This window comes from Mucilaginibacter lacusdianchii (assembly GCF_009770985.1).
In the GTDB taxonomy this organism is placed as follows: Bacteria; Bacteroidota; Bacteroidia; order Sphingobacteriales; family Sphingobacteriaceae; genus Mucilaginibacter; species Mucilaginibacter lacusdianchii.
The window spans coordinates 50,096-74,034 of record NZ_WSRW01000003.1 but is presented as its reverse complement, the minus strand read 5'-3'; the positions used below and the strand labels follow the sequence as shown (position 1 = coordinate 74,034).

Annotated in this window: 22 protein-coding genes; 13 read left to right on the top strand and 9 right to left on the bottom strand. The window is 41.4% G+C overall.

What is annotated here, in order from left to right; genetic code table 11:
- The first annotated feature begins 64 nt into the window (after positions 1-64).
- Complete coding sequence (locus GPM24_RS13985) at positions 65-1,348, top strand: MFS transporter (protein WP_158827435.1); 1,284 nt, start codon at positions 65-67, stop codon at positions 1,346-1,348.
- A gap of 141 nt (positions 1,349-1,489) precedes the next feature.
- Here GPM24_RS13985 and GPM24_RS13980 read toward each other — a convergent pair whose 3' ends face one another.
- Positions 1,490-2,512 (bottom strand): LLM class flavin-dependent oxidoreductase, encoded by a 1,023-nt coding sequence (locus tag GPM24_RS13980; RefSeq protein ID WP_158827434.1) that lies wholly within the window; start codon positions 2,510-2,512, stop codon positions 1,490-1,492.
- Positions 2,513-2,914: 402 nt separating this feature from the next.
- Between GPM24_RS13980 and GPM24_RS13975 the strand changes: the two genes are divergently transcribed.
- From GPM24_RS13975 to GPM24_RS13935, 9 genes are all read left to right on the top strand, one after another.
- Positions 2,915-3,286 (top strand): hypothetical protein, encoded by a 372-nt coding sequence (locus GPM24_RS13975; protein WP_158827433.1) that lies wholly within the window; start codon positions 2,915-2,917, stop codon positions 3,284-3,286.
- A gap of 85 nt (positions 3,287-3,371) precedes the next feature.
- Positions 3,372-4,760 (top strand): TolC family protein, encoded by a 1,389-nt coding sequence (locus tag GPM24_RS13970; RefSeq protein ID WP_158827432.1) that lies wholly within the window; start codon positions 3,372-3,374, stop codon positions 4,758-4,760.
- 6 nt (positions 4,761-4,766) lie between these two features.
- Complete coding sequence (locus tag GPM24_RS13965) at positions 4,767-8,012, top strand: efflux RND transporter permease subunit (RefSeq protein ID WP_158827431.1); 3,246 nt, start codon at positions 4,767-4,769, stop codon at positions 8,010-8,012.
- Between the two features lie 7 nt (positions 8,013-8,019).
- On the top strand, positions 8,020-9,111 hold the full coding sequence (locus GPM24_RS13960) for an efflux RND transporter periplasmic adaptor subunit (protein ID WP_158827430.1): 1,092 nt from the start codon (positions 8,020-8,022) through the stop codon (positions 9,109-9,111).
- Positions 9,112-9,308: 197 nt separating this feature from the next.
- Positions 9,309-9,818, top strand: a complete 510-nt coding sequence (gene tssD / locus GPM24_RS13955) for a type VI secretion system tube protein TssD (protein WP_158827429.1) — start codon at positions 9,309-9,311, stop codon at positions 9,816-9,818.
- Between the two features lie 103 nt (positions 9,819-9,921).
- Positions 9,922-10,218, top strand: a complete 297-nt coding sequence (locus GPM24_RS13950; RefSeq protein ID WP_158827428.1) for a hypothetical protein — start codon at positions 9,922-9,924, stop codon at positions 10,216-10,218.
- 80 nt (positions 10,219-10,298) lie between these two features.
- Entirely contained in the window at positions 10,299-11,333 is a 1,035-nt protein-coding gene (locus tag GPM24_RS13945) for a hypothetical protein (protein WP_199269764.1), read from the top strand.
- Positions 11,296-13,962, top strand: coding sequence for a hypothetical protein (locus tag GPM24_RS13940; RefSeq protein ID WP_158827427.1), 2,667 nt, complete (start codon positions 11,296-11,298; stop codon positions 13,960-13,962). The genes GPM24_RS13945 and GPM24_RS13940 overlap by 38 nt, the downstream gene beginning before the upstream one ends.
- A 119-nt stretch (positions 13,963-14,081) precedes the next feature.
- Positions 14,082-14,702 (top strand): hypothetical protein, encoded by a 621-nt coding sequence (locus GPM24_RS13935; RefSeq protein ID WP_158827426.1) that lies wholly within the window; start codon positions 14,082-14,084, stop codon positions 14,700-14,702.
- A 55-nt stretch (positions 14,703-14,757) separates the two neighbouring features.
- On the opposite strand, the gene GPM24_RS13930 is transcribed toward GPM24_RS13935, so the two are convergent.
- The 3 genes from GPM24_RS13930 to GPM24_RS13920 are packed head-to-tail and all read right to left on the bottom strand — an operon-like array spanning position 14,758 to position 17,443.
- A complete protein-coding gene (locus tag GPM24_RS13930; RefSeq protein ID WP_158827425.1) occupies positions 14,758-15,192 on the bottom strand; it encodes a hypothetical protein in 435 nt (144 codons plus the stop codon).
- Positions 15,189-16,187 (bottom strand): SPFH domain-containing protein, encoded by a 999-nt coding sequence (locus tag GPM24_RS13925; protein WP_158827424.1) that lies wholly within the window; start codon positions 16,185-16,187, stop codon positions 15,189-15,191. Before GPM24_RS13925 ends, GPM24_RS13930 begins: the two co-directional genes overlap by 4 nt.
- Positions 16,188-16,225: 38 nt before the next feature.
- Entirely contained in the window at positions 16,226-17,443 is a 1,218-nt protein-coding gene (locus GPM24_RS13920; protein ID WP_158827423.1) for a hypothetical protein, read from the bottom strand.
- Between the two features lie 142 nt (positions 17,444-17,585).
- Here GPM24_RS13920 and GPM24_RS13915 point away from each other — a divergent pair, with 142 nt between their 5' ends.
- Complete coding sequence (locus GPM24_RS13915) at positions 17,586-18,698, top strand: WG repeat-containing protein (RefSeq protein WP_158827422.1); 1,113 nt, start codon at positions 17,586-17,588, stop codon at positions 18,696-18,698.
- Between the two features lies 1 nt (position 18,699).
- Here GPM24_RS13915 and GPM24_RS13910 read toward each other — a convergent pair whose 3' ends face one another.
- The 3 genes from GPM24_RS13910 to GPM24_RS13900 all read right to left on the bottom strand — a co-directional run bounded on the left by GPM24_RS13910 (position 18,700) and on the right by GPM24_RS13900 (position 20,747).
- Positions 18,700-19,272: a M949_RS01915 family surface polysaccharide biosynthesis protein gene (locus tag GPM24_RS13910; RefSeq protein ID WP_158827421.1), complete on the bottom strand. Its 573-nt coding sequence runs from the start codon at positions 19,270-19,272 to the stop codon at positions 18,700-18,702.
- 76 nt (positions 19,273-19,348) lie between these two features.
- Positions 19,349-20,101 carry a hypothetical protein gene (locus GPM24_RS13905; protein WP_158827420.1) on the bottom strand — a complete coding sequence of 251 codons (753 nt, stop codon included), beginning with the start codon at positions 20,099-20,101 and terminating at the stop codon, positions 19,349-19,351.
- 52 nt (positions 20,102-20,153) lie between these two features.
- Positions 20,154-20,747, bottom strand: coding sequence for a hypothetical protein (locus GPM24_RS13900; protein ID WP_158827419.1), 594 nt, complete (start codon positions 20,745-20,747; stop codon positions 20,154-20,156).
- Between the two features lie 136 nt (positions 20,748-20,883).
- On the opposite strand from GPM24_RS13900, the gene GPM24_RS13895 reads away from it, so the two are divergent.
- A complete protein-coding gene (locus GPM24_RS13895; protein ID WP_158827418.1) occupies positions 20,884-21,876 on the top strand; it encodes a hypothetical protein in 993 nt (330 codons plus the stop codon).
- 30 nt (positions 21,877-21,906) lie between these two features.
- Here GPM24_RS13895 and GPM24_RS13890 read toward each other — a convergent pair whose 3' ends face one another.
- Both GPM24_RS13890 and GPM24_RS13885 read right to left on the bottom strand, forming a co-directional pair.
- Positions 21,907-22,575 carry a hypothetical protein gene (locus tag GPM24_RS13890; protein ID WP_158827417.1) on the bottom strand — a complete coding sequence of 223 codons (669 nt, stop codon included), beginning with the start codon at positions 22,573-22,575 and terminating at the stop codon, positions 21,907-21,909.
- 140 nt (positions 22,576-22,715) lie between these two features.
- A complete protein-coding gene (locus GPM24_RS13885) occupies positions 22,716-23,180 on the bottom strand; it encodes a hypothetical protein (RefSeq protein WP_158827416.1) in 465 nt (154 codons plus the stop codon).
- A gap of 414 nt (positions 23,181-23,594) precedes the next feature.
- Between GPM24_RS13885 and GPM24_RS13880 the strand changes: the two genes are divergently transcribed.
- Entirely contained in the window at positions 23,595-23,894 is a 300-nt protein-coding gene (locus GPM24_RS13880; RefSeq protein WP_158827415.1) for a hypothetical protein, read from the top strand.
- Positions 23,895-23,939: the final 45 nt, after the last annotated feature.

The window sequence follows — 23,939 nt, the reverse complement described above, 5'->3', positions numbered from 1 at the left end:
ATATTTTAGATGAGAATTGAAAAGTGAACCCAAAACTGTTTTAGGATTTTATACATTTGGTTTTATGAATCCGCATTCGTCCCCTGGTAATCCTGTAGGCCGCATCCTTACAGCCAGCCTTATTGGTACCACAATCGAGTTTTTTGACTTTTATATTTATGCCACAGCTGCGGTATTGATTTTTCCTAAACTATTTTTTCCGACTGCTGATCCAACTTCTGCAACATTGGAGTCTTTGGCAACTTTTGCACTTGCATTTTTTGCACGCCCTTTGGGCGCGGCTATATTCGGTCACTTTGGCGACCGTAAAGGAAGAAAAGCAACTTTGGTTGCAGCACTGATGACCATGGGACCATCAACAGTTGCTATTGGATTGTTGCCGGGTTATCATACTATCGGCATTGCTGCGCCGATATTGCTGGCATTATTTAGATTTGGACAAGGTCTTGGCCTGGGTGGCGAATGGGGAGGCGCTGTATTACTAGCTACGGAAAACGCACCCGCGCATAAAAAAGCATGGTACGGTATGTTTCCTCAACTAGGCGCACCAATAGGATTCTTACTCTCAACAGGGGTATTCTTTCTGCTGGGCAAAATCATGAGCGATGCAGATTTTTTGAATTACGGATGGCGGATTCCGTTCATTGCGAGTGCGGTATTAGTATGGCTGGGTCTGTTTGTGCGTTTACGCATTACCGAAACACCCGAATTTATGGCGGTTATTGACACCGACAGTAAGGCTAAAGTGCCGATTGCTGACGTGTTTTTAAAAAATACAAAGGCCATTATCCTGGGTACATTAATTACTATCACCACCTTTTTGTTGTTTTACCTGATGACCGTGTTTACGCTAAGCTGGGGCACCGCGGCCTTGCATTATACAAAAGCAACTTTTTTGGTGATGCAAATGATTTCCATGTTATTTTTTGCTATGGGTATACCGCTTTCTGCCGTAATAGCCGACCGTTACGGCCGTAACAAAATGCTTATCATTGCAACCATTTGTATCATTCTTTTCGGGATATTTTTTGCGTCCCTATTTACAACGGGCTCGGTAATAATGACTGCCGTATTTTTATCACTGGGCATGTTTTTGATGGGATTAACTTACGGGCCGATAGGCACGGCGCTGGCAGAAATATTTCCGCCGGCAGTTCGCTACACAGGCGCATCGCTGGCCTTTACCTTAGCAGGTATTTTGGGCGCTTCGCTTACACCTTACCTGGCAACCACACTGGCCACCAAATACGGCTTACCATACGTGGGTTATTACCTTGCCATAGCAGGTGTTGTTACGTTGCTAGCCCTAGTAAGCGCAAGATCATTAATGAGAAGTAGCAATGTTTAATGAGCGGAGAATACTCATATCGTAAAATATTTTCAGCTGCTGCTAAACAACTTGTTGATTGGCTTATAAAGCCAATCAACAAGAAAGTAAACCTTAAAAAGGTAATAAATATTCCATTTTAACTACTGGATAGACAGCTTTTTATCGCCAGCCCAATGCCGGGGCTACATGCTCGAAAATTGCCGATAGCACATGTACATTATAATCAACGCCTAAGGTGTTGGGTATAGTCAAAAGCAGAGTATCGGCCTCCTGAATGGCCTCATCTTTGGCTAGTTCTTTAATAAGCTGATCAGGCTCGGCTGCATAGCTTTTCCCGAAAATGGCGCGCTTGTCACTTTCAATATACCCGAAACTATCACCACCTTTGGCTTGCTGCCCAAAGTAGTACCGGTCCTGATCGGTTACCAATGCAAAAATGGATCGGCTTACCGAAACCCGTGGCTCGTGCTGGTGCCCGGCTTTTTTCCATGCCTCTTTGTATACCCTGATTTGTTCGGCCTGCTGAATATGAAACGGCTTGCCGCTTTCGTCAAATTTCAGGGTAGAGCTTTGCAGGTGCATGCCGTTTTCGGCTGCCCAAACGGCGGTGGCATTAGATGCAGCTCCCCACCAAATGCGCTCGCGCAACCCTTCCGAGTATGGCTCCAAGCGCAGTAAGCCAGGCGGATTTGGAAACATTGGGTAAGGGTTGGGCTGTGCAAACCCGACGCCTTGTAGCTTATCTAAAAATTCCAGTGCTTTTTGGCGTCCCATATCTGCGTCGTTTTCTCCGTCGGCAGGTTCATAACCAAAGTAGCGCCAGCCGTCAATAACCTGCTCCGGCGAACCCCGGCTGATGCCTAGTTGTAAACGCCCGCCAGAAATTAAATCGGCAGCACCCGCATCTTCAACCATATACATAGGATTCTCGTACCGCATATCTATTACACCCGTCCCGATTTCTATTTTGCTGGTTTTAGCACCAATTGCCGAAAGTAAAGGAAATGGTGACGCCAACTGCCGTGCAAAATGATGCACGCGGAAATAAGCACCGTCCAAACCAATTTCTTCTGCAGCAACAGCCAAGTCGATAGACTGTAGCAAGGTATCCCCCGCCGTTTGAGTTTGATAGGCAGGATGGTTAGACCAATGCCCGAATGATAAAAATCCGATTTTTTTCATAAATAATATTTGCGCTTACCACGTTAAATGCAAAACTCAAATTATCTTTTTCACTTCACCCGAATGGCTCTATTCTGATGAGTAGAATCATGCCGGATGGAGAGTAAAGGTAACTACTTTTAGAATATTAAATATTTCCATAGTTTAGATAAGGCTGGAAATATCGTTGTAATACACCAAAACAAAAACGCCCATTATTATTATAAAGCCTGCGGACTGTATTAATTGCGGTGTCTTTGTTCGCCAAAGTTTGTTACTTTTAACAACATACAACACAATAATTAAGGTGATGATTACTTGTGCAGCAACCGCTGGCTCAACAAGTCCAATTTAAATTATTCACATTGCAACAAAGGTGTTACGGTTGATGCAGCGTTCATATTTTTAATCAACTTTGTAATAATGCATTATTTAAAAGCTATAAAACTCATATTGGCAATAGCAGCTTTGCTGTTTATTGCCAAGCCGTTTATAGGTTTTAATACATTAAATGGATTACAACATGTTCATAACCGCCGGTTGGTATTAGTTAAGGCTTTTACCAAACGTAAGCCTGAATTTCTGGAAGACTCTGAGAAGGAAAAGGCCAGCTTTCAATACAGAATTTCCAACCCTCCGCAAAAAAACACGATCAGCATTGCATTGCTGTTGTCGCTTTTATTCCCATTTGCTTTTCTATTCAAACAAATACAAAAAAGCCCGGTCTGCATCATTTTAACGGATGCTGAATACGGCAGCAAAACGTACTTGTTTACCGGTAAACTTACTATCTGATTTCAGGAATTCTTACTGTATTAGTCACATGGCTTAGTGCCATTTTTGAGCTATTCAATCAAGTATTAATTTCTAAAAGTTTCAAATGTCAGACTTTAAAAAAGTTGCTGGCCTAATAGTATGCTTGTTATTTTGTTTACATACCGTTGCTCAGCAAACCACCCCAATATCATTAAAACAGTTACTCAGCGAGGTTGATCAGAAAGCACCTTCGCTGCTTACAGATTCAGCAGCTATTTCCATACGCCAGGCTCAGGCCGCCGAAACTCGAAATAACTGGCTGCCCAATCTTAAATTAAATTACCAGGCAGATATCGGTACCAACAACAATGTAGCGGGCCCTTATTTTGGCTTTGGTATCATCCCATCCAACTCACGAGGTGTACGACTGGGAAGTAATAGTACAGCAACGGGCGACAACCTAGGCATTGCTGCGCTTGACTGGGAAATTTACAACTTTGGCGCTTATGGTGCACAAAACCGCGTAGCTAATTCTGAAATTAAAATAGAACAAAGCCGCTATGCACAATCCAAATACCAGTTGCAGTCTTCTGTAATTAGTGCCTATCTGCAGCTGGCCCGTTTGCAAAATTACCTTTCCATTCAGCAACGGAATATCCAACGTAACGATCAAATTAAACGCTCTATTTACGCTTTGGCTAAAAGTGGTGTAAGACCGGGGGTAGATACCAGTATAGCCGAAGCAGAACTTTCTAAAGCGAGGTTGAATTATATTGAACTTCGTAACCAGTACCGGCAATTACAACAGCAGATTTCGGCCGTAAGCGGACTTCCGGCACAGGCAATTGTTGCGGACACTTTGGCTCAAAACCAGTTGCTTACTCAGGCCACATCAATACAACCTTTACTGCCTGATACTGCAACTCATCCACTGATTAACTATTACAAGTCGTTATACCAAAACAGTGTGCAACGCGAAGAGCTTGTGAAAAAGCAATACAACCCTAAAATACTGTTGGAAGCTGCAGCCTGGGGACGTGGATCGAGCGTTGATGCTAATGATAATTTCGGGCCGGTAAATAGCGGCTTTAATTTTGATCGCGGCAATTATCTTGTTGGACTGAGCGTTTCTTATAACCTCTTTGATCTGAGGCGAAAACAATTAAAACTGCGCACGCAAAAGGCAGCCAGCAACTTTGCACAGCGACAGCTAAATGAACAGAAAATAGCACTTGCCAGCAGTGCTACACAAGCACAAACAGAGTTGCAAACGGCTCGTGAGCGGCTACATGAAATTCCTAATCAGCTTCGTGCTGCCAATGCAGGCTATCGCCAAAAGTTATCCCTATACAAAAACGGCCTTACCGATATCATCGAGCTTAACGCTGCATTAAATATTTTGTATCGTGCCGAAACGGATTATGCGCAAGCCAAATATGCCTATACCAACGCATTGTTTCGCGAGGCTATTACCGATAACCAAGTTAACACCTTGTTAAATACATTAAAATAAACAGCTATGTCAATGGTCACATCTGCATTAAAAAGGCCTGTCACTACCATAGTGATAACGCTCAGCCTTTTAATTTTTGCAGTACTCAGCGCACTTAAAATACCGATAGATATTTTTCCGCAGTTAAATCTGCCTACAATTTACGTCATTGAATCATATGGTGGTATGTCGGCTCAGCAAATGGAAGGTTTTTTTTCAACCGGTTTGCAAAATCAGTTCCTATACATTAATGGTGTAAAAAGTATTACCAGTAAAAATATTCAAGGGCTAACGCTTATTAAACTTACCTTTTACGAGAGCACCAATATGGCTGAGGCCTCTGCCCAAGTTGCATTACAGGTAAACCGGGCAACCAGCTTTTTTCCACCAGGTGCTTTGCCTCCACAAGTAATTCGTTTTGATGCATCCTCATTGCCGGTAGGCCAACTGGTGTTTTCCAGTCCGTCAAAGCCGCTGAAGGATATTTATGATTTGGCCGCTACCCGTATACGGCCCATGTTTTCTACCATTCCGGGTTTATCTGCCCCCCCTCCTTTTGGCGCCAATGCAAGGTCAATAACCATTAACGTTAATCCAGATAAACTGCGCAGTTTAAACCTTACGCCCGACGAAGTGGTGGACGCGTTATCGAAGTTTAACGTCATGGCACCATCCGGAAACTTGCGAATGGATAATACGATGTATCTGACCTCTATGAACTCACTGATTAAAAGTGCCGATAACTTTGGCAACATCCCGGTGAAAACGCAAAACGGCGTACCTATTTTTATGAGAGATTTTGCCCGTGTAGCCGATGCAGCAGATATTACGGTTGACTATGCCCTGATTAATGGCAAACGCTCTGTTTACATTCCGGTGGTGAAAACAGCAGATGCCTCTACATGGTCGGTGGTGCAGGATTTAAAATCGAAACTACCCGAAATGCAATCGCTGCTGCCGGATGATGTAAAGCTCTCATACGAGTTTGACCAATCGGTATTTGTAGTGAATGCTGTAGAGAGTTTGATGACCGAAGGCGGCTTAGGCGCATTGCTGACCGGATTAATGGTACTGCTGTTTTTGCGTGATTGGCGCAGCAGTTTAATTGTGGTGATTACTATACCGGTTTCTATCCTTATAGGGGTGTTGCTGCTTAGCCTGTTCGGGCAAACCATTAACATTATGACGCTAAGCGGGCTGGCGCTGGCTATTGGTATTCTAGTCGATCAGGCTACGGTTACTATCGAGAACATTCATCAGCACCTGGAAATGGGCAAATCCAAGCGGCTGGCCATTTATGATGCCTGTGAAGAAATTTCCTTTCCGTTATTGCTTATCCTGCTGTGTATTCTTGCCGTGTTTGCACCTTCATTTATGATGAGCGGTGTACCAAAAGCCATGTTTTTGCCACTTTCCATGTCCATCGGCCTTACCATGATCGTGTCTTATGTTGTAGCCCAAACACTGGTACCAATTATGAGCAACTGGCTTATTAAGGCAGAGCAATACCAGCACTATGAGCATGGCCGCTTGCATGCCCATGCCGGCGAAGCATTAAACCGCCCCGAGGAAATACAGGTGAATGAGCATTACCGGCACGAGGTAGAAGAACCGGAAAAAAATGATGGCTTTGAAAGGGTTAAGCTTCGCTTTATCAAGTCGCTTGAACGAATGATACCGCGAAAAAAACTAATTATATCAGTGTATCTGGTGGGCGTTATCCTGCTGGCCGGATTGTGTTTTGTATTCATCGGCAAAGACATGATGCCGAAAATTAATAACGGACAGTTTCAGATTAGGATGAAAGCCCCTGCCGGTACCCGTTTGGAACGGACGGAAGACAAGTTTAAGCAAGTGCTCAACATCATTAATAAAACTGTAGATGGCCATGTAAAAATCACTTCAGGCTATATTGGCCTGATTCCAAGCAGTTACGGCAGCAGCAACTTGTACATCTTTAATACCGGGACACAAGAAGCAATATTACAGGTTAATTTGGATGAAGACTACCATATCAACATGGATGAGCTAAAGGATGCCTTGCGTAAAAACATCCGTCAGGCATTACCCGATTTACAGATCACTTTTGAGCCCATAGACATGACAGAGAAGATTATGAGTCAGGGTGCGTCTACCCCCATCGAGGTGCAGGTAGCCGGTAAAGACATGCAGCAGATTGAAGGGTATGCAAATAAGGTAATCCAAAAGCTTAAAAAGATAGATTACCTGCGCGATATACAAATTAACCAGCCTTTAAAATTTCCCGTTATCTCAATTACCGTAGACCGTTTAAAGGCTGCGCAGTTCGGTATTAATATCAAAGACATTTCTAATTCCGTTACCGCAAGTACTACCTCCAGCCGTTTTACCCAAAAGAACCTATGGCTGGATGAAAAAGGAGCCTATACCTATTCGGTGCAGGTGCAGGTACCGGAATATGTAATGAACAATATGGATCAGCTAAGGGAAATACCGTTACTTAAAGGACGAAGCACACCCGTACTTGGTGATGTGGCCACTTTTAAAACAGTATATGTTCCTGGTGAATATGACCGCGACGGCCCTCGCCGTTACCTTACCGTAAGCGCCAATATTTATAAACAGGATTTAGGCAAAGCTACTACAGATGTTGCGCAGGCGCTTAAAGAAACAGGTACGCCGCCTAAAGGATTGCTGGCAACCATTGGCGGCATGTCAAACCTGTTAACTGAAACTATGAGCAGCTTGCAAAACGGTTTATTATTTGCCATCCTGGTAATCTTCCTGCTTCTGGCTGCCAACTACCAGTCTTTCAAAGTATCACTTACCGTACTTTCTACCGTTCCGGCGGTAATATTAGGGTCGCTGAGTTTATTGCTGTTAACCGGTTCTACACTTAACCTGCAATCGTACATGGGCATGATAATGTCAACCGGGGTATCTGTAGCCAACGCCATCCTTATCGTCACCAATGCAGAAAAGCTTCGGTTGGAATACCGGAATGCGACCCAGGCTGCGGTTACCAGTGCATCCATTCGTCTTCGCCCAATATTGATGACCAGCTTAGCGATGATTGCCGGAATGATACCCATGGCCTCGGGCCTTGGCGAAGCTGGTGAACAATCTGCACCACTTGGCCGTGCCGTAATTGGAGGATTAATTGCGTCCACGCTTGCTGCCCTATTCATCCTGCCACTGGTATTTGCTTGGGTACAGGATAAAACTACCTACGACTCGCCGGCCTTAATGCCAGAGAATGAACCAACCATTGAACCGGAAACTGTAAACGCTTAATCTCATCATGAAACAATATATAAAACCATTTTTGCTTGCTGTTACAGCAACTTCATTATATGCCTGCTCAGGCAACCACAAACCGATAGATTTAACCGAGAGCAATTCTAAAAGCAAAACATCCGAATTGCAGTTAGCTACGGTAGCCGAAAAGGCACTTTCAAGCGCGGTACGTTTGCCGGGACAATTAAGACCTTTTAACGAGGTAAATCTTTTTCCTAAAGTGAACGGCTTTGTAAAAGAAGTATTTGTAGACCGCGGCTCTGTTGTACGAAAAGGTCAACTGCTCATCAGGCTGGAAGCGCCCGAAATGCAGTCGCAGGTGCAAGCGGCCAAATCACGCTATTTGCAGGCACAGGAAAACGCACAAGCCAGCAGCGAAAAATACCAGCGGCTAAAAGAAGCCGCTAAAGAGCCTGGATCGGTATCGCCGCTCGATTTAGATAACGCCTTGGCAAAAATGAAAGCAGATGCCGCGCTGGCCAGTTCAGAACGTTCAAATGTAACATCGGTAAATACTTTACAAGGTTATTTAAATATTTATGCTCCCTTTGATGGCATGATTGTGCAACGGAATGTATCGCCAGGGGCTTTGGTAACACCAGGTAAAGCAACCGATCAACCAATGTTGGTATTGCAAGACACCCGTAAATTGAGGCTGGAAGTTTACATACCGGAAGACTATGTGGATAAAGTTGATTTAAAAAGATATGTTAAATACACCTTTAATGCCATGCCTGGCCAACAACACACCGGAAAAATCAGCCGGTCGGCCAATGCATTGGGAAGCATGCGTTCTGAAGCCATTGAAATTGATGTTGTTAACAATAAGCAGCAATTCAAGCCAGGCATGTATGCCGAGGTAGAAATACCTATGGTGTCGGGCGCAAAATCGTTATTAATACCCAATAATGCCATTGTCCGGTCTACAGAACGCGAGTATGTGGTAGCTGTACGAGATGGTAAAGCAGCATTAATTAATATTAAAGAAGGCTTAACCACCCACGACTCAACAGAGGTATTCGGAGATCTGAAACCGAACGAACATCTGGTGCTCAACGCCGGTGATGAGTTAAAAGAAGGTGATGAGATCAATTAAAAATGAAGCAGCCCTGTAAAACAGGGCTGCTTCATTTTTTGTACCATAACACATAACAACATCAGCATCTAAAACTATACAATTGAAACTATTACCTGCAATTACTTAGCAATACTTACTGATAGCATAAATTATTTACACAAAAGCCAACAACCACTAAGAGTGTTTGTTACCAACATATTCATTCAAATCAACCTATGAAAAACTTATTTGCATTTACGCTATCATTATTATCGTTTCTTCTTTTTGCTACAAGCACTCAAGCACAGTCTGATGAAAACCGCACTAAGATACAGTTAACAGTGGTGTATGGTGACAAAAGCATCGTTACCGACCTAAACACTGTAAGCACTTCTTTATCTCGCAGTAATGATGAAACACCGCCAGTGGCAGCTGTAAAGGATTCTGTCAAAAGCAAATCACCTTTATACTATCCAGGCTCTTTGTATATTACAATGGATGCCAAAAAAATCAGTGATGAATTGCTTAATGTATTTTCTAAAAAGCAAAACCGGTTTGACGGCACCATTACAATAGTTGACACTTACGGCAAAAACCCAACTCGCACCATTAAATTCAAGCAAGCCAGTTTATACAGTTATGCCGACCAAATGTCAACATCCTCTTATAGCGATGCATATGGCGCATCATCCATTTCATTTGGCTGCAAGGAAATATCTATTAACGGCATTACCATTGAACAATAACGTTTAACACTTAACTATTTCAAGCAACAGGGTTACATTAGCCTACCTTGCTGTATTAAGTTAAAATAACGGTACAATGGTGTTTCTGCTGAGCTTAATTTTAATGATTACAGCACCTGTAGCGCATATTATTTTATGCAGCCTGCATATTGCCGGGCGTATCAGTTTATCAATAATTTTAATAACACTGATATGCTTTTTGCTGGGCATAGTACTGCCGGTACTGGCCAGCTACCTTGATATTATCAATTTGCCTCCCGGTACCAAATGTGCTACACCATCGGTCGGTTTTGCATTTTTAGGAATTTCTTTAACAGCTGTAGTTATTCCGGTTTCGACTATCATATTCTCTGTAATTACTTATTATAAAAAGAAAAAGCTTAATAATTCAGTAGCATAATAGCTTTGAAAATTCCCAATGCGTATCATGAGCCATAACAACATAATCTATTTGAACAATATAACGTTGCGCATTTTTGTATGACGAAGTTTAACATACGTGTTTACTTAGTTACGGCCCTCACATTAATAACACTGGCTTCCTGCCATAAAAAGAGGACGGTTCAAACCTCGTTTTACTTTTGGAAAACGGTGTATAATATCAGTTCAACAGAACAGCAATACTTCGACACGCTGCACTGTAAAAAAATGTATGTGCGAATGATGGATGTAGATGTTGTTGATGGCAACACAATACCGGTATCGCCAGTTACGTTTAAAACGCCGTTGCCGGATTCTGTTCAAATTGTTCCGGTAGTATTTGTTGTTAATGAAGTACTTAAAAACCGAACGCACAAACAACTGGATGATTTAGCCGGAAAAATAGTTTACTACGTTGCCGGGAAAATTAAACAATCGGGCAAAACCTCTTTCAACGAATTGCAAATTGATTGCGACTGGACCCAAACCACTCGTGATAATTACTTTTACTTGCTCAATTGTATTAAGGCTAATAATCAACTTAAAAACAAATACCTGTCGGCCACCCTACGCCTGCACCAGCTTAAAAACCAAAAAGGCAGTGGCATTCCGCCAGTTAACCGTGTTATGCTGATGTGTTATAACATGGGAAATTTGCGGAAGTACGGCAGTCAGAATTCAATTTTAGAACAAAGCGAGCTTGAAAAATATATAGGGCATAACTTATCCAAATATCCCATGCCGGTAGATGTAGGCTTGCCGCTTTTTAGCTGGGCGGTGGTATTCAGGGAAAAACAATATGCCGGAATAGCTAAGAGACTAAACCTGGCTTTGTTGTCTGACAACAAGCTATTTCACCAAAATGAGCCTCATCTGTACACTTTACAGCAAAACTTGCCGGACTACGGACTTAAACGTGCCGACGAAATCAGGTGGGAAACTATATCGGGAGATCAGTTGCAGCATGCGGCACAACACATTCAAAAGTACCTAAAATCAGATACCGTAAACATCATTTACTTTCACTTAGACGAACAATCACTCAAACATTACCCTTATGAAACTTTGGAAGAAACTGCTGCTTTATTCCGTTAGCCTTACCGGCGTATGGCTAACCTGCTTAGTTATAGTACTGGCTTGCGGAGGCGAAGTAGATCCTTATGATTATTATACGTCCTTTTTTCACCCGGATGTTCAGGGTAAAGCAAATTATAGCGCGTTTTATTTTACCGATTACCAATTTACTTATACCGATGCAGAACCGGTAAGCGAGGCATCGGTAAACGCTGCAGAGTGGGCCAATTATCTGGGCAATACGGTAAAGCCGCGAGATGTAGAAAAGATAATGTACGGCCTGGATAGTGCCGGTAAAGAAAGAGCCGTTCATTTTTTTGAACAAGATCCACCGGTTGCCGACAGCTTAGCTGCCAACAAGTTTTTGTGGGCATTAAAAGATCCGGCGCATGCCGCCGCCAGGAAATATTACCAATTTGCACAACAGGCCGAGTATTTAGGTCAATCGAGTTATAATTATTGGGAACCCGCACCGCTGGATACGGCCGGGCTCAAAGCCACCGCTGATACAGCCCAGCAAGCCGCACTTCATGAGAGCGATAACTTTTTAAAACTGCGGTATCTGTATCAGGCACAAAAGCTTAATCATTATGCGGAGAATTATGCACAGGCTAAAGATATTTACGATCAGCACATTGCAAAAATACCATTAAAAAGCCATGTAAAGGGATGGGCATTGGCATTAAAAGCCGGCGAAGAACGACGCTTAGGCGATACTACGCACGCAGCCTATCTCTTCGCCAAGGTTTTTGCCGATTATCCTGAACGCAGGTTACAGGCTTATCGTAATTATCATTACATAGCAGCGCCATTTACTGATGTATTAAAGCTTGCGCAAACACCGGAAGAGAAAGCCAACCTGTACGCCATCAAAAGTTTTGCTAACCCGGAAATTGAAACAGATGCTTTGGAACAGGTTTATGCCAATGCACCTTCCTCTTCTTTGGTTGGCGTGCTGTTGGTACGGGAAATTAACAAGCTGGAACAATACTATGTAACTCCTGCACTGGCCAACAACACTGATGAAGCCTACAGTAGCCGGTCTGGTCAGCCAGTGCTGCAACAATCTGCACCAACTGTAGCCAAATGGCCGTTAATTGTGGGTATCCTTATTTTTGTTGCCGGTATTACTGTACTTGTTTTAGCTATCAAAAAAAGCAATGAAAAACCAATTGGTAAAATAGCCGGTGGTATTTTGGTGGTGGCAGGCATTTTGGGTATCACCTGGTTTGCCGTCAGCTATTTGAAAAACAAACCTTCTAACAATGCCCAATCGTTAACTCAGGGCAGTTTCTTTATCAATGTGCCTGACAGTATTAAAGCGAAATATGATGCGCATATTGAAAAGTTGAAAAATTTTTGTACTACGCTTAACAGCGATGGTAAATATGCTGAACCACAAATTGGCACTATTGCAAACGCCTACCTGTGTTTTATGCAAAACAAAAGTGATGATGGATTAGCAAGCCTGCGTAAATTAGACAATCAATCATTAAACAGCAACCTGGCAGATCAGAAACAGATCATTAAGTTGTTGCTATCAGCCCAGCGCCTTAAACAAGTCAAGGAAGTTGATGAAACCGCTCTACTTCCGTCTTTACAGTGGTTACATGGTAAAGCCAACCAAGCCAGTAAGCATAAAACTAATGAGTACCCGGAAAAGCCCGAAAATTATAACCGGTTTGCCATCACCGAGCGTAATTTTTATACTTATGTAATGGCGCCGGCTTACCTACGCCAGGGTGATACGGCAAGAGCCGCCTTAGCCATGTTAAAAGCCGGCAATAACGACCCTTTAAGCTACAGTGGTTACATTGACGAGCGTATTCCAGACTTTTGGTTTAATTTTTTGCATTCCAACCATTTAAAACAAATTATAAATTGGAAAGAACATCCGCAAACCAATTCTTATCTGTCTTTTTTAAGCAGTGACCTAAAAACTGTGAGTAATGATAAGATCTATGAACTTCTGGGCACTATCGCATTGCGTGAACACCACTATCCGGAAGCGGCGGTGGCATTTCAACGCATTAAAGATAAAAAGATAAAGAACGCGCTTTATAATGGTGAAGACTATTACAGCAATGGCGAGAGCTATCAAGGCGATCCGTTTTCTGTTGGGATAAACGATTACCCTAAACACTTTTCGGGCAAGCGTTATACAAAATCAACATTCGCTCAAAAGATGGCCGAATTAGAAAGTAAAATGAAGTCGGATCCAAAAAATGCAGATTTATTTTATCAAATGGCCAACGGTATTTACAACACCTCCACCTATGGTAACTCATGGGGGTTAATTGCTTACAAATGGTCGTCTTACGATTTTGGCAGAAAACCGCTATACTATTATGACGGGGATTATATTAATACGACCTTGGCTAAACAGTATTATCTGAAAGCACGAGATTTGAGCAACAACCAGGAATTTAAAGCTAAGTGTACTTTCATGGCTGCTAAATGTGAACAAAAGAAATATGAAGCGCCTTCTTTTATAAATTATGATACTTATGATAAGCGTGAAAAAGAATACCTGGCAGCACTAAAGCAAAACAAGTATTTCAAAGAAATGACCCAATATAAACCTACTGCTTTTTATAAACAAGCCGTTGGAGAGTGCAGCTACCTGCGTGATTATATTGATGGTAAATAGCAGTATGTAAATAACGGCTAGAATAGAGCTATTGGCTTCCTGTTCCGGCTGTTACCACATACATTTTACGAACAAAACGAGCATCGTATACTAACAAACTTAAATAATTCACTCGCTACTTGGATTTTTACACATTACTTTCAGGGCATAGCAAAAAGATTGTATATGCAGCCTGCATTTTACTGGGCACAACATCAGCATTTGCACAAAGCGGCACTTATGAGAAAAAGAATCCTAAAGGGGCTTATTGCGTTATTTCGTTTCAAAAAAGCGGAAATCAAATTACGGCAGAAGCTTTTTCATGGTGGAATTCAGCCAATGCCCAAACAGGCAGTTATTATGGACAGGGTACGCTCAAAAACAACACAGTAGTTTTGCATAGTGATGAAAATGAACCCACTTGTAAAGTAACACTAAGTTTGGTGCAGGATAAAATCAAAGCATCATTTGCCAATTGTGCAACCGACCACCTTACGGAAGATTTTAATGGCATGTATACCAAAATTACAGATGCGGTAGCAGGAGATTACCAGGCAACTGTACCCAAAGTTTACTTTTACAAAAAGCCTGATAAAGGCAGCCCGCTTAAAGCATATGTACTAAAAGGCGATAAAGTAACGCTTGATATGCAAAACATTGCAGCCAGCAATACCAGTTGGGTCTTTGTGTCTTATATGAACAAAGCAGGCAAAGAAACAACAGGCTTTATGCCGTTATCGCAATTAGCTAAAGTTGATTAGTTGGCGCAATTTAATACACGTTTTTACACTGCTCAGCGCTTATAAAGCAAATAGGCTATCGTTCAGCAAGTGGTGTAGTTTGACGCCACTGTTTGAGCGATAGCACAGTATCTTGTACTACATCATAGTATTGTATCTGTTTAGTTTTGCCGTCTACTGCAAAAGTATAATAAGTAACCAGGCTACCGCCATTGTCTTCAGCTACCTTTACCCAATAGTTGGGGTCTTGAGCGGTAGGCTCGGTTTCAACGTAAGTTGATAAGTGTCTTTTGCCTTTGCTAAGCTTTTCTACCTGGTCACCTTTCCGCTTTACTTCTTCCAGGTTTATAATCAAATCTACTATCTGATCTTCTTTGCTGGTTACGGCAGGTTGAGTTTTGGGTTTGATGCGGTTCTTTTTAACCGCACGATTTTGCGGATTTTGCTGACATGCCGTAAACGCTAGCAGCACCAGCAAAAAGCAACTGAATATAGTTTTTACCTTCATCATAATTTATCTAACCAATTTTTCTTTTTAGAATTAAACTCTTCTTGGGTAAGTATTCCTTGATCTAAAAGTGATTTTAATTTTTGTAATTGCGCTACAGCATCTTCCTGCTTTTCAATAGCCGAACTATTTACATTGTTCGGCATGTTACTTAAGCCAGTACCCAAGTTGAATTGCAGGCCAGCACCTGCAACGCCGCTTTCATTACGGGCGGCATCACGCAGGGCTTGCAGCTTTTCCATCTCCGTATAAGTTAGCCCCGCCTGTTCGGCAGCTAAGCTTCCTGCCCGGGCATTAGCTATTTGATTAACCTGCTGTTGTGTTTGCTGATCAAAAGATGCGCCTTGCACTTTTAAGTCCGTTAGCTCGAACCCAAGTACCGAAAAGCTGCTGTTCAATTGTGTTTTTAATTCACCGGCCAGTTCATTAAGCTTGCTGTCAATTTGTAAAATTGAATAGGCAGCGGAAGCCAGCGTAACCGTAAGCTGCTGTTCGATACGGGACTGAATTAACATTTGGGCTTGCGCTGTGGTATAACTGTCAGTCAGTCCAGCTATTTCAGTTAAAAACAACGTTGCATCTATCAGCTTAAAAGAATAGTTACCATAAGCTCCCAAGCTAACCGGAAACCGGTAAACCGGCTCTTCATACTTAACACGGCTTGAGGTACCCCACCCCTGATTGGTTATTTCAGCTTTTCGGTAGAAGTATATTTTCAGTTTATGTTCACTTTCAAAACCCTGCATCAGTTTAAACAAAGTGGTAATAAACGGGTCGTTATCCGTTTGCAAGGTATACGTGCCTTCCTTATCCAGCACGCCGGTTATTTTGCCCTCGTACACCAACACACATCCCTGTCCGGGTGCTATAATCAGCTTACTGGTATTTTTAATCTCATCGCTATTAAATGGATATTTATAAAACAGCAACTCCTGCGGCTGATTTTTCCATTCAATAACTGCTGCAAACTGCTCTTTAAAAAAATTGGTAAAACCCATATCATTAAAGTTAAGGCAAATAAATTTGCCTGTTGTTATTATTCGGTACGGCTAAGCTGATAGTTATAAACTAATTTTCCGGCGTCAGATACCACTAAAACGCCATGTACATAATCAGCCTCTTCGTCTTTGCGATATTCAATGGCAAAGCCATTTTTCCATTTGGTAACTGAAGACAAATAATACCTGTCGGGTGGCAAGGCCCATTTTGTTTTTCCGGTTTGTACATCTATACTTTGTACACTAATGGGTGGATTAGCCGCCGCAGTTGTATTAACCGATAGCAACAAATTTTGCTCGTCCTGGTAGAGTATTTTAGGATCAAAATATTTTCTACCGGGCGTCAGGTCTCGTTGCAATAGCTTACCTGTTTGTTTGGAATATCTATTTGCAATCAGCTGGTTAACTTTGTTATCATCAAAATAATCGCCCAAGTAACCAAACTCAAAATAATGCCGGTCAAATTGTTTTTTCCACAGATTATCTGCTTGTTCATCACTTTTAACTAATTGACGGATGGTAGGAAAATAATGATAGCTATTGCCCTCATTATCCATAACGTTGATCATCGGCTTATAATAATCAAATTCCAATCTGGCCACACCCGAACTGAGTTGTGGAAAATCCTTAAAAATACTTTTGGTAATATCTACCAAACGGTCGTTTTTGGTATCGAGCTGAAACAAGGTAGCGTCGCAGCCAATGGCATAGCTGATGTCTGGCTGGAATGTTTTAAATTTAAGTCCACATTGCAAGGGAGCGCGATATTCATCATCCATCACCCGATCTGCAATAAGTTTGCCGGTTGCAGCATTATTGAATTGCGTGTGCATTTCTTGTTCGGTCTTATTATTGCCCTTGTCTATCTGTTCAGCACCTATGCGCAAATAAACCGGATCGCCCGTTGCGGTATTGGTATAAACAACACTGCCATAGTTCATGCGGGGAATTTTATAAGTGCTGGTTGTATTAAAATAATTCGTTTTTTTTGGCTGAAAATGCATAGCCACAAAGTAAATGCCCACTATAAATAAAACAGCGCCTATGAGTATATAAACAGGCAGCTTAGTATTACCTGGCGGGGCCGAGCTTTGCAAAGGCGGTACATACTGCTGGTGATGGTAGATATGCACATCATCACTGTCCAGAAAGTATTCGGTGCCGCAATTTTGGCAGCGGTAAAAATCGGGCTTAGTTTCGGTTTTGTATATACTGCCGCAATGCGGGCACTGTATCGCTTTTATATCTTTAGCCATTCAGCTAACTTAAACATTTAGAGTGCTTTTTAGGTTTTAACCGGAACGAGCTTTACTTCAACAAAATTCTAAATTAATAAAGCATTCACCTTTGGCATGAAACTGATAAATCACAATTATTTTGCTAAATAAAATTTCACCAATGCGTATTATAAAGGCTTGCATAATATTACTATCGGCGTTTTTTTATGCCAAGCCATTGGCCGCACAAACCGCTGAACGCTGGTACCGTTTTTACGATGCCAAAGATGATTTGTATGGGTATAAAAATCCTAAAGGCCGCATCAAGATTAACCCACGTTTTAATGGATTGACCCGGGCTAAAATATTCAAAAACATCATAGCAGTTACCGAATACAATAACGGCAAGTCATATTATCTTCTCAAAAATGGCAAAAAGGTTGGCAGTGATAGTTTATATGTATCAGATATGAGCTATGACTGTGAACAAGAAGGTAAGATCAGGTTTCGTGATGCTAAAACAGATAAGGTAGGTTTTTTTGGAGCCGATGGTAAAATACTTATACCAACTATTTATAATGATGCGCGCCCCTTTTATAACGGGCTTGCAGTAGTGCTGTATAATGGTAAACGCCTTTGTGCAGATGGTAGTGAAGTAAATTCTAAAAACCCTTGCGAACACTGGTACTGGAATGGAACTACTGCACTTATTAATAGTAAAGGAAGGCTGATAGCCGACAGTTTGGATATTATGGCGTTACAAAATATTAACTGGTATTCCATGCAAATTAGCGATCATGCTGCCGATACCACTCTGCGTGTTTCATTTAAAGGCAAAAATGGGCGTTATTACTCCTTTATTGATTATGAAAAACAATTTAAACAGTGGTTTTATAAACACTATCTAAATCAACACAACGTAACGCCTAGCACGTTCGATCTGGTTTGTGTAGAGGGGCTTTTCAAAAATCGTCTGCGTAAATTTTTATCGAAACAAACCTTCGGTGAGACTTACCATGGTGCGCTGCTAAAAAAACTGCAGCGCATTAAAACCGGCAAAATTGAAATACAAATTTTAAGTGAGCCGCTTAACGATATGATCTTTACTCAACCCCAGTTTAAAACCTTTTACACCGATTGTGGCGACGCCAACATACAAAAGTATCCCCTATTTGACGTGGTAACCACTACCAACAACAGCCAAGGCAAATTTCTTTACCAAGAGCATTTTTCTTTTTTGCGCACAACCGGCGGTTATAAACTTATAGAAGTTGCCTGGAAAACGCTGCAATAATTTACTGCATGCGTTCTACCACATATTTATCCCATAATTTGCCGGCATACTGCGCAAAAACGGCTGGTCCTTTTTTGAATTCGTTACTGTTAATTACGCCGCCATCATCGGGTATGCCATGGCCTAGTTTTATTTTGCCTACACCTCTCATTGCATATTTGGTAGTGCCCTCATGCATTATTATTTTTAAGTCGCTTGGGCTTACGTCGCCTTTGCAAGCTAGCCGATAACTTACCCAAACTTCAGCTTTGCCATTTTTGTCTAAATCAGTAACTGAAAAAGATCCGTGTACAAATTCGGCTACCATGTCCAAATTGCAATCCGTTACCATATCGTGCAACTGCCATAGTAAAGTTGGTGTACCACCAGAATTTAATTGGTATACATAACCATACAGGTGGGCTTGCTTAAACTCCGCATCCCCTTTTTGTGGTTGGGAACCTGTTTGTGTAATAAGTGCTAAGTAAGTACCTGTATTATCTTGATATTGTACCGCTTGAACCGGCTTGCCCTGATAACGAATAGTTTTAGGCAAGGCCGCCTTGTTAACCGGCTGTGTTTTAATTTGGCCCATTGCTGTGCAAATACCAGTACAAAAAGCTATTAATAAGAATAAGTTGCGCATATATTTTTGAATCATTTATTTATACTTACTTCCACCATTGCCGCTTTTCTTCAGCTACGGCTGTTTTAGAAATAGGTTTGCCATCCCAGGCTTTTGAATTTACAAAGCTTTGCCAACCATACTTTTCGTATTGAGGCGGTACATTAATGCCGTCAACATCACCAAACGCTGAATCATTCAGATTGAAGTCGCCGTACTGCAGCTTTTGTGATGCTTTACTGCCATGCGCCGTCCAGGTACCCATAAACTGGTTATTTTGATAGCCGTCTATACCAAAATCAAGGGTATCATAAAACAGTTGATTTTGAGCATTGATGCAAAAGTCAGCAGTCAGCTCGCCATCTATCACACCGCTTTGCGGAGTTGAACCGGACTCATTAAGTGTTACACGACATATAAGCTTACCCCGTTTATAGCCTTTGTAAGTATCGGGTGCGTACTGGCTGCCTGGTTTGTAAATGCCGGCTTGTGTTACCGTAATAGTACCGGTAAAAGGGCGTACCTGATTGCCCACGCGGGTTTTACCTTGTACCTGATAACGGTATGGATTAGCCGGATCTTTAACAACAGAGGTATAATGAATGTAAAAGCGTTGACAGTTTTTACCTAATATACCATACGGTTCCGGAAAAGGCTCATTTTCCTTAAGGCTCAATAGCCGAAGATGGTCAGCATGCCATAATGCAGCCAAATTGTAAGTTTTAATATTGCCGTAAAAGTTGGTAGTGCCTGCTGGCTGACCATGTACATGTATAGCGGTAACGAAAATGAAACTCATTACGCACCAAAAAACACGGAACAAAAACAAGTTGGAGTTTTTCATATTAAGCTTATTTTTCTTTATAGATGTTAAACTTTTGAAATGGCACCTTACCAAAATTCTTAATCGTTTCAACTTCAGTCTTTACCTTTTCCGGATCGGCTGCATGGAACCGCTCACCACCATCTTTATATAAAAACCAGTTTTTTTCGGCCGGAGAGTATTTAAAAGTGATGATACGGGTCCAGCGCCAGCCGCTGCCGCCATAATGTTCTACCGAAAAGTATCCGTTTTTAATAGTGATGCCGGTAAACGGATCTCCCATCTGCCCGCCGCAATCTACACAGTAAACAGCATTGTCGCTGCGGGCTGCTAGCTTGTAAGTTTTATCTGCTTGCCCGGTTAATAACAGCAAAGGTCTTTTTTCAGGGTGATCAATTACGTCAGACGTTTTTTCCTCACCTTTTTTATACAGCACCATAACGGCATCGGGGTACGCATCGCGGTTCAAATCGCCCTGGGTCACATCAAGCGCCTCATAACCTTTGGGAATAAAACCTCTTAATTGTGCCGGAACGGCAACTGCTTCTTTAGGTGCCTGAGCCCTGCTTGGTATATTAATTACCATCAGTAAAAGCAATACTAGGTTGAAGATTTTTGTCATTAATTGAACAAGCAATTGTGGCTAATACGCCTTAGTAAACAAATACTTAAGCAAATGTTTTGTGGCAGATATTTCAAAATTATGTCAAACCACAAGCGCAATATGGTGTTGGTAAAGGCAGTTCAACTTACATACCATGTCATTAAAAAGCCTTTCCAAAACCCGCTGGAAAATTGAATCTGACCGGGTTACTATTTATCCGTATGGCGTTTTTTATGTTTTTACCGCCGTTATAGCTGTATTGTTTACCGGTCTGTTATGGCTTTATATTTCCTATCAAAATACAACTATAGTTCAATCGTTACCTTTTGTGCTGTTTTTGTTGTTGATGGTTGTGCTGTTTTGGGGCTTTGCCAGCACTTACATAGAGTTTGATAACCGTAAGGGAACCATGCGCAAAATGCTGATGGGTTTTATACCTACCACAACTATTCCGTTTGGCAAACTACAGGGAATTAATGCAGTAAGTAACATGGCAGGCAGCTACAACTATCGTTTGTTTCAAAAAAATGCCAGATACGGAAAGGGTATCATCGTATCATCAGGTTACACCAAAAACGATGATCCTAATGCTATTGCTTTTGTAAATGAAGCAGTTCCAATGATTCATGGTTATCTTGACCTGCATGACTCACCCACCGATTATATTGAACAGTCTATTACTTCCTTCAAATACTTTAAGCAGGAAGGCAATATCTACACCATTAAAAACAACAAAGCGGGCGCGCTGGTCTTTGCTTTATTTTTCTTTGGGTTGGGTATATGGCTATTCACCGTACCCGTTGAAAGCTTGATAACCACACTTTTGATGATCGCATTGGTTTTCTTTTTCGGTCTTGTTTTTGTCAATGCCGCTTTTACACAGCTTATCTTCAACCCTCAGGCCAGAACGGTGGAACGGAAAGGCCTATTCAAGTTTTTAAACAAAGCATATAGCCTGGATCATTTTGCAGGATTACAAACGGTACGCCATTCCATGAACTTTATTTATGTCAGAACCTCTGTTAATCTGTATTTCGAAGTGCCGGGTAAAAACGGAAAACAAGATATCCTTACCATTGGCTCACGTTACCGCAGCAAGAGTGTGGAACGGTTCATTCAAGAATTTTCTCAAATTATGGGACTTTAAAAGAAGATTATAATAAGTTTAAGTCACAAGTTAAATCGGACCGTAATAAAGGCTTACTTCTAATATATAGCGCTGATCGGCCAGCTGGCTTATGCGTTCTATAATCAGGTATTGTCTGGGATCTGGGCCGCCAAAATCAATTTCATCACCCAGCACAAGCTTATCGGCCGTGTTTGCTTTTGCCTTTTCTATACGGGCAGACAACTTGTTTAAAGCCTCATTGGTATCTAAAAATGTATCCAATCCTTTATTAATGTTACGCATCAATGAAAGGGTAACTTCACTCCAATAGGTAATATCAGTTGTATCGGCTGCAAAGTGCGAAGTTTCAAACTGAAAGGTAAGAATATAATACTCGCAACCAGACTGCTTAATGGTAAGCTTGTCACCATCCTTCAAAGTAAGTGTTTCGATTCCAGTTCGATGATCAGGCTGTAAAACGAAACGTGCATCAGGAAAAACACTTTTTTTAAGTACGGGCTCTGCTGCTCCTTTAGGGCATTCGTCGTCTGTAACTGCAGTATCTGCAGGGGCTTGTGAAGTAGCTGGAGCAGGTTTGTTATGTACTTTTACAACAGTATCTTTTTTACTTGCAGGTGTTTTGGCAGGCTGCTTACATCCGAACACAAAGGCAATAAACAACATCGCCACAAAGGTTTGACATGCCTTAGCTAAAGGCTGATAATTAAATAGAATCATGAAAAAGGTTAATGTTTAATATAGTACGTATACGAATTATATTTTAGATAGGTGTGCAAAGTAATATTTACCCTATTTTAAAAGAAAATATCTATACAAGCTTTTGTTTCGCCGTTGCAGTTCATGAGTATTACCTTTAATTACTTACACAAAGCCGATATAAAATCTTTACTGGCATAAGCATCATATATTTTGTTAGCAGTTTGAATAATTTCTGCAGCCTTACTATTAGCTGTTATGATTTTACTACCTTCCATAACACGCACCGGGCGACCATTTTTAATATAATACCGGTATACGCTTTTAGTTACTTTGCCAATAGCTGGTCCGCCTACAATAGTTTCTAAACAGAACACCACCTTACCTGCGCTGTAATAATATTCAACCGCCCAACTCCCATCACCTATCGCACCAGACTCGGTAATCTTTACAATTTTACTATGATCAAAAAAATAATTTACTATACCATCTTCTACGCATCCCGGGCTTTCATAAGTAAAACGTTGCTTAGTCAGATTAAGAGAATTGATTTGCTGATAAGTTTGACGTATGCCTGCAATGTCTGTTTCTTGGGTGATTGATGGATTTCCCGACTTTACACTCACAGATTGTGTGAACGATTGAAAAGGTATAATTAATAATAAGTAAGATAACAGACTTATAAAATAATACTTTACGATTTTGCGATTAGTCATTGGTTGTATCAATTGGTTACCACAACCAGCCACCTGCACTTATTGTTTTAATGAAACAAAGCCAACACAAATCTTATAAAATTTTGGTGATTTGCTGATTTACTTTTCATTATTTAAAATGAATTTACGATAGGCTCAATTAAAATAAAAAACGAGCGTAGAATGCTTTTAAGAAGAAAATGCTACTGTAGACCTATCAATATTCGCCTTATAAAACCTCTCCAATTAAGTGTTCCAATTTCAACCAGCATTCGTTTTTTCTTCGTAGCAGAAACCAAAGAAGATAGTATTTGTTGAAAGACTGAACCAGATACTAAAAACACAATGTTATCATCTCTTAAAGACAACGGCGCTGATAATAGCGACCTTACCAGCAAAATAATGAGCACACTGGAGCCTGTGATGACGGAACACTGGCCCAAAATTGAACCGTATGCTAACCAAGCGTTAGCCGCTGCTCACAACGACGAAACTGTTGAAATGCTGGCCCGAAAGGTTTATCCGTGGCTTCCTATGATGCTGCGCTTAGCCGTTAAAGAAGATAAATTTGTTTCTCTTGCATTGGAACACAAAGGCCCGCTATTGGCAAAGCTGGCAGAACTTAAAAACAAGCAAAACAGCTAATTCGATTAAAGGCATTTATCAGTTCTTACCTATATAACAGAACAT

What these genes read in the sequence shown, in the direction of transcription:
- GPM24_RS13985 (WP_158827435.1), top strand. Translation starts at nt 65, where the DNA reads ATGAATCCGCATTCGTCCCCTGGTAATCCTGTAGGCCGCATCCTTACA.
- GPM24_RS13980 (WP_158827434.1), bottom strand. Translation starts at nt 2,512, where the DNA reads ATGAAAAAAATCGGATTTTTATCATTCGGGCATTGGTCTAACCATCCT.
- GPM24_RS13975 (WP_158827433.1), top strand. Translation starts at nt 2,915, where the DNA reads ATGCATTATTTAAAAGCTATAAAACTCATATTGGCAATAGCAGCTTTG.
- GPM24_RS13970 (WP_158827432.1), top strand. Translation starts at nt 3,372, where the DNA reads ATGTCAGACTTTAAAAAAGTTGCTGGCCTAATAGTATGCTTGTTATTT.
- GPM24_RS13965 (WP_158827431.1), top strand. Translation starts at nt 4,767, where the DNA reads ATGTCAATGGTCACATCTGCATTAAAAAGGCCTGTCACTACCATAGTG.
- GPM24_RS13960 (WP_158827430.1), top strand. Translation starts at nt 8,020, where the DNA reads ATGAAACAATATATAAAACCATTTTTGCTTGCTGTTACAGCAACTTCA.
- tssD (WP_158827429.1), top strand. Translation starts at nt 9,309, where the DNA reads ATGAAAAACTTATTTGCATTTACGCTATCATTATTATCGTTTCTTCTT.
- GPM24_RS13950 (WP_158827428.1), top strand. Translation starts at nt 9,922, where the DNA reads ATGATTACAGCACCTGTAGCGCATATTATTTTATGCAGCCTGCATATT.
- GPM24_RS13945 (WP_199269764.1), top strand. Translation starts at nt 10,299, where the DNA reads ATGACGAAGTTTAACATACGTGTTTACTTAGTTACGGCCCTCACATTA.
- GPM24_RS13940 (WP_158827427.1), top strand. Translation starts at nt 11,296, where the DNA reads ATGAAACTTTGGAAGAAACTGCTGCTTTATTCCGTTAGCCTTACCGGC.
- GPM24_RS13930 (WP_158827425.1), bottom strand. Translation starts at nt 15,192, where the DNA reads ATGATGAAGGTAAAAACTATATTCAGTTGCTTTTTGCTGGTGCTGCTA.
- GPM24_RS13925 (WP_158827424.1), bottom strand. Translation starts at nt 16,187, where the DNA reads ATGGGTTTTACCAATTTTTTTAAAGAGCAGTTTGCAGCAGTTATTGAA.
- GPM24_RS13920 (WP_158827423.1), bottom strand. Translation starts at nt 17,443, where the DNA reads ATGGCTAAAGATATAAAAGCGATACAGTGCCCGCATTGCGGCAGTATA.
- GPM24_RS13915 (WP_158827422.1), top strand. Translation starts at nt 17,586, where the DNA reads ATGCGTATTATAAAGGCTTGCATAATATTACTATCGGCGTTTTTTTAT.
- GPM24_RS13910 (WP_158827421.1), bottom strand. Translation starts at nt 19,272, where the DNA reads ATGGGCCAAATTAAAACACAGCCGGTTAACAAGGCGGCCTTGCCTAAA.
- GPM24_RS13905 (WP_158827420.1), bottom strand. Translation starts at nt 20,101, where the DNA reads ATGAGTTTCATTTTCGTTACCGCTATACATGTACATGGTCAGCCAGCA.
- GPM24_RS13900 (WP_158827419.1), bottom strand. Translation starts at nt 20,747, where the DNA reads ATGACAAAAATCTTCAACCTAGTATTGCTTTTACTGATGGTAATTAAT.
- GPM24_RS13895 (WP_158827418.1), top strand. Translation starts at nt 20,884, where the DNA reads ATGTCATTAAAAAGCCTTTCCAAAACCCGCTGGAAAATTGAATCTGAC.
- GPM24_RS13890 (WP_158827417.1), bottom strand. Translation starts at nt 22,575, where the DNA reads ATGATTCTATTTAATTATCAGCCTTTAGCTAAGGCATGTCAAACCTTT.
- GPM24_RS13880 (WP_158827415.1), top strand. Translation starts at nt 23,595, where the DNA reads ATGTTATCATCTCTTAAAGACAACGGCGCTGATAATAGCGACCTTACC.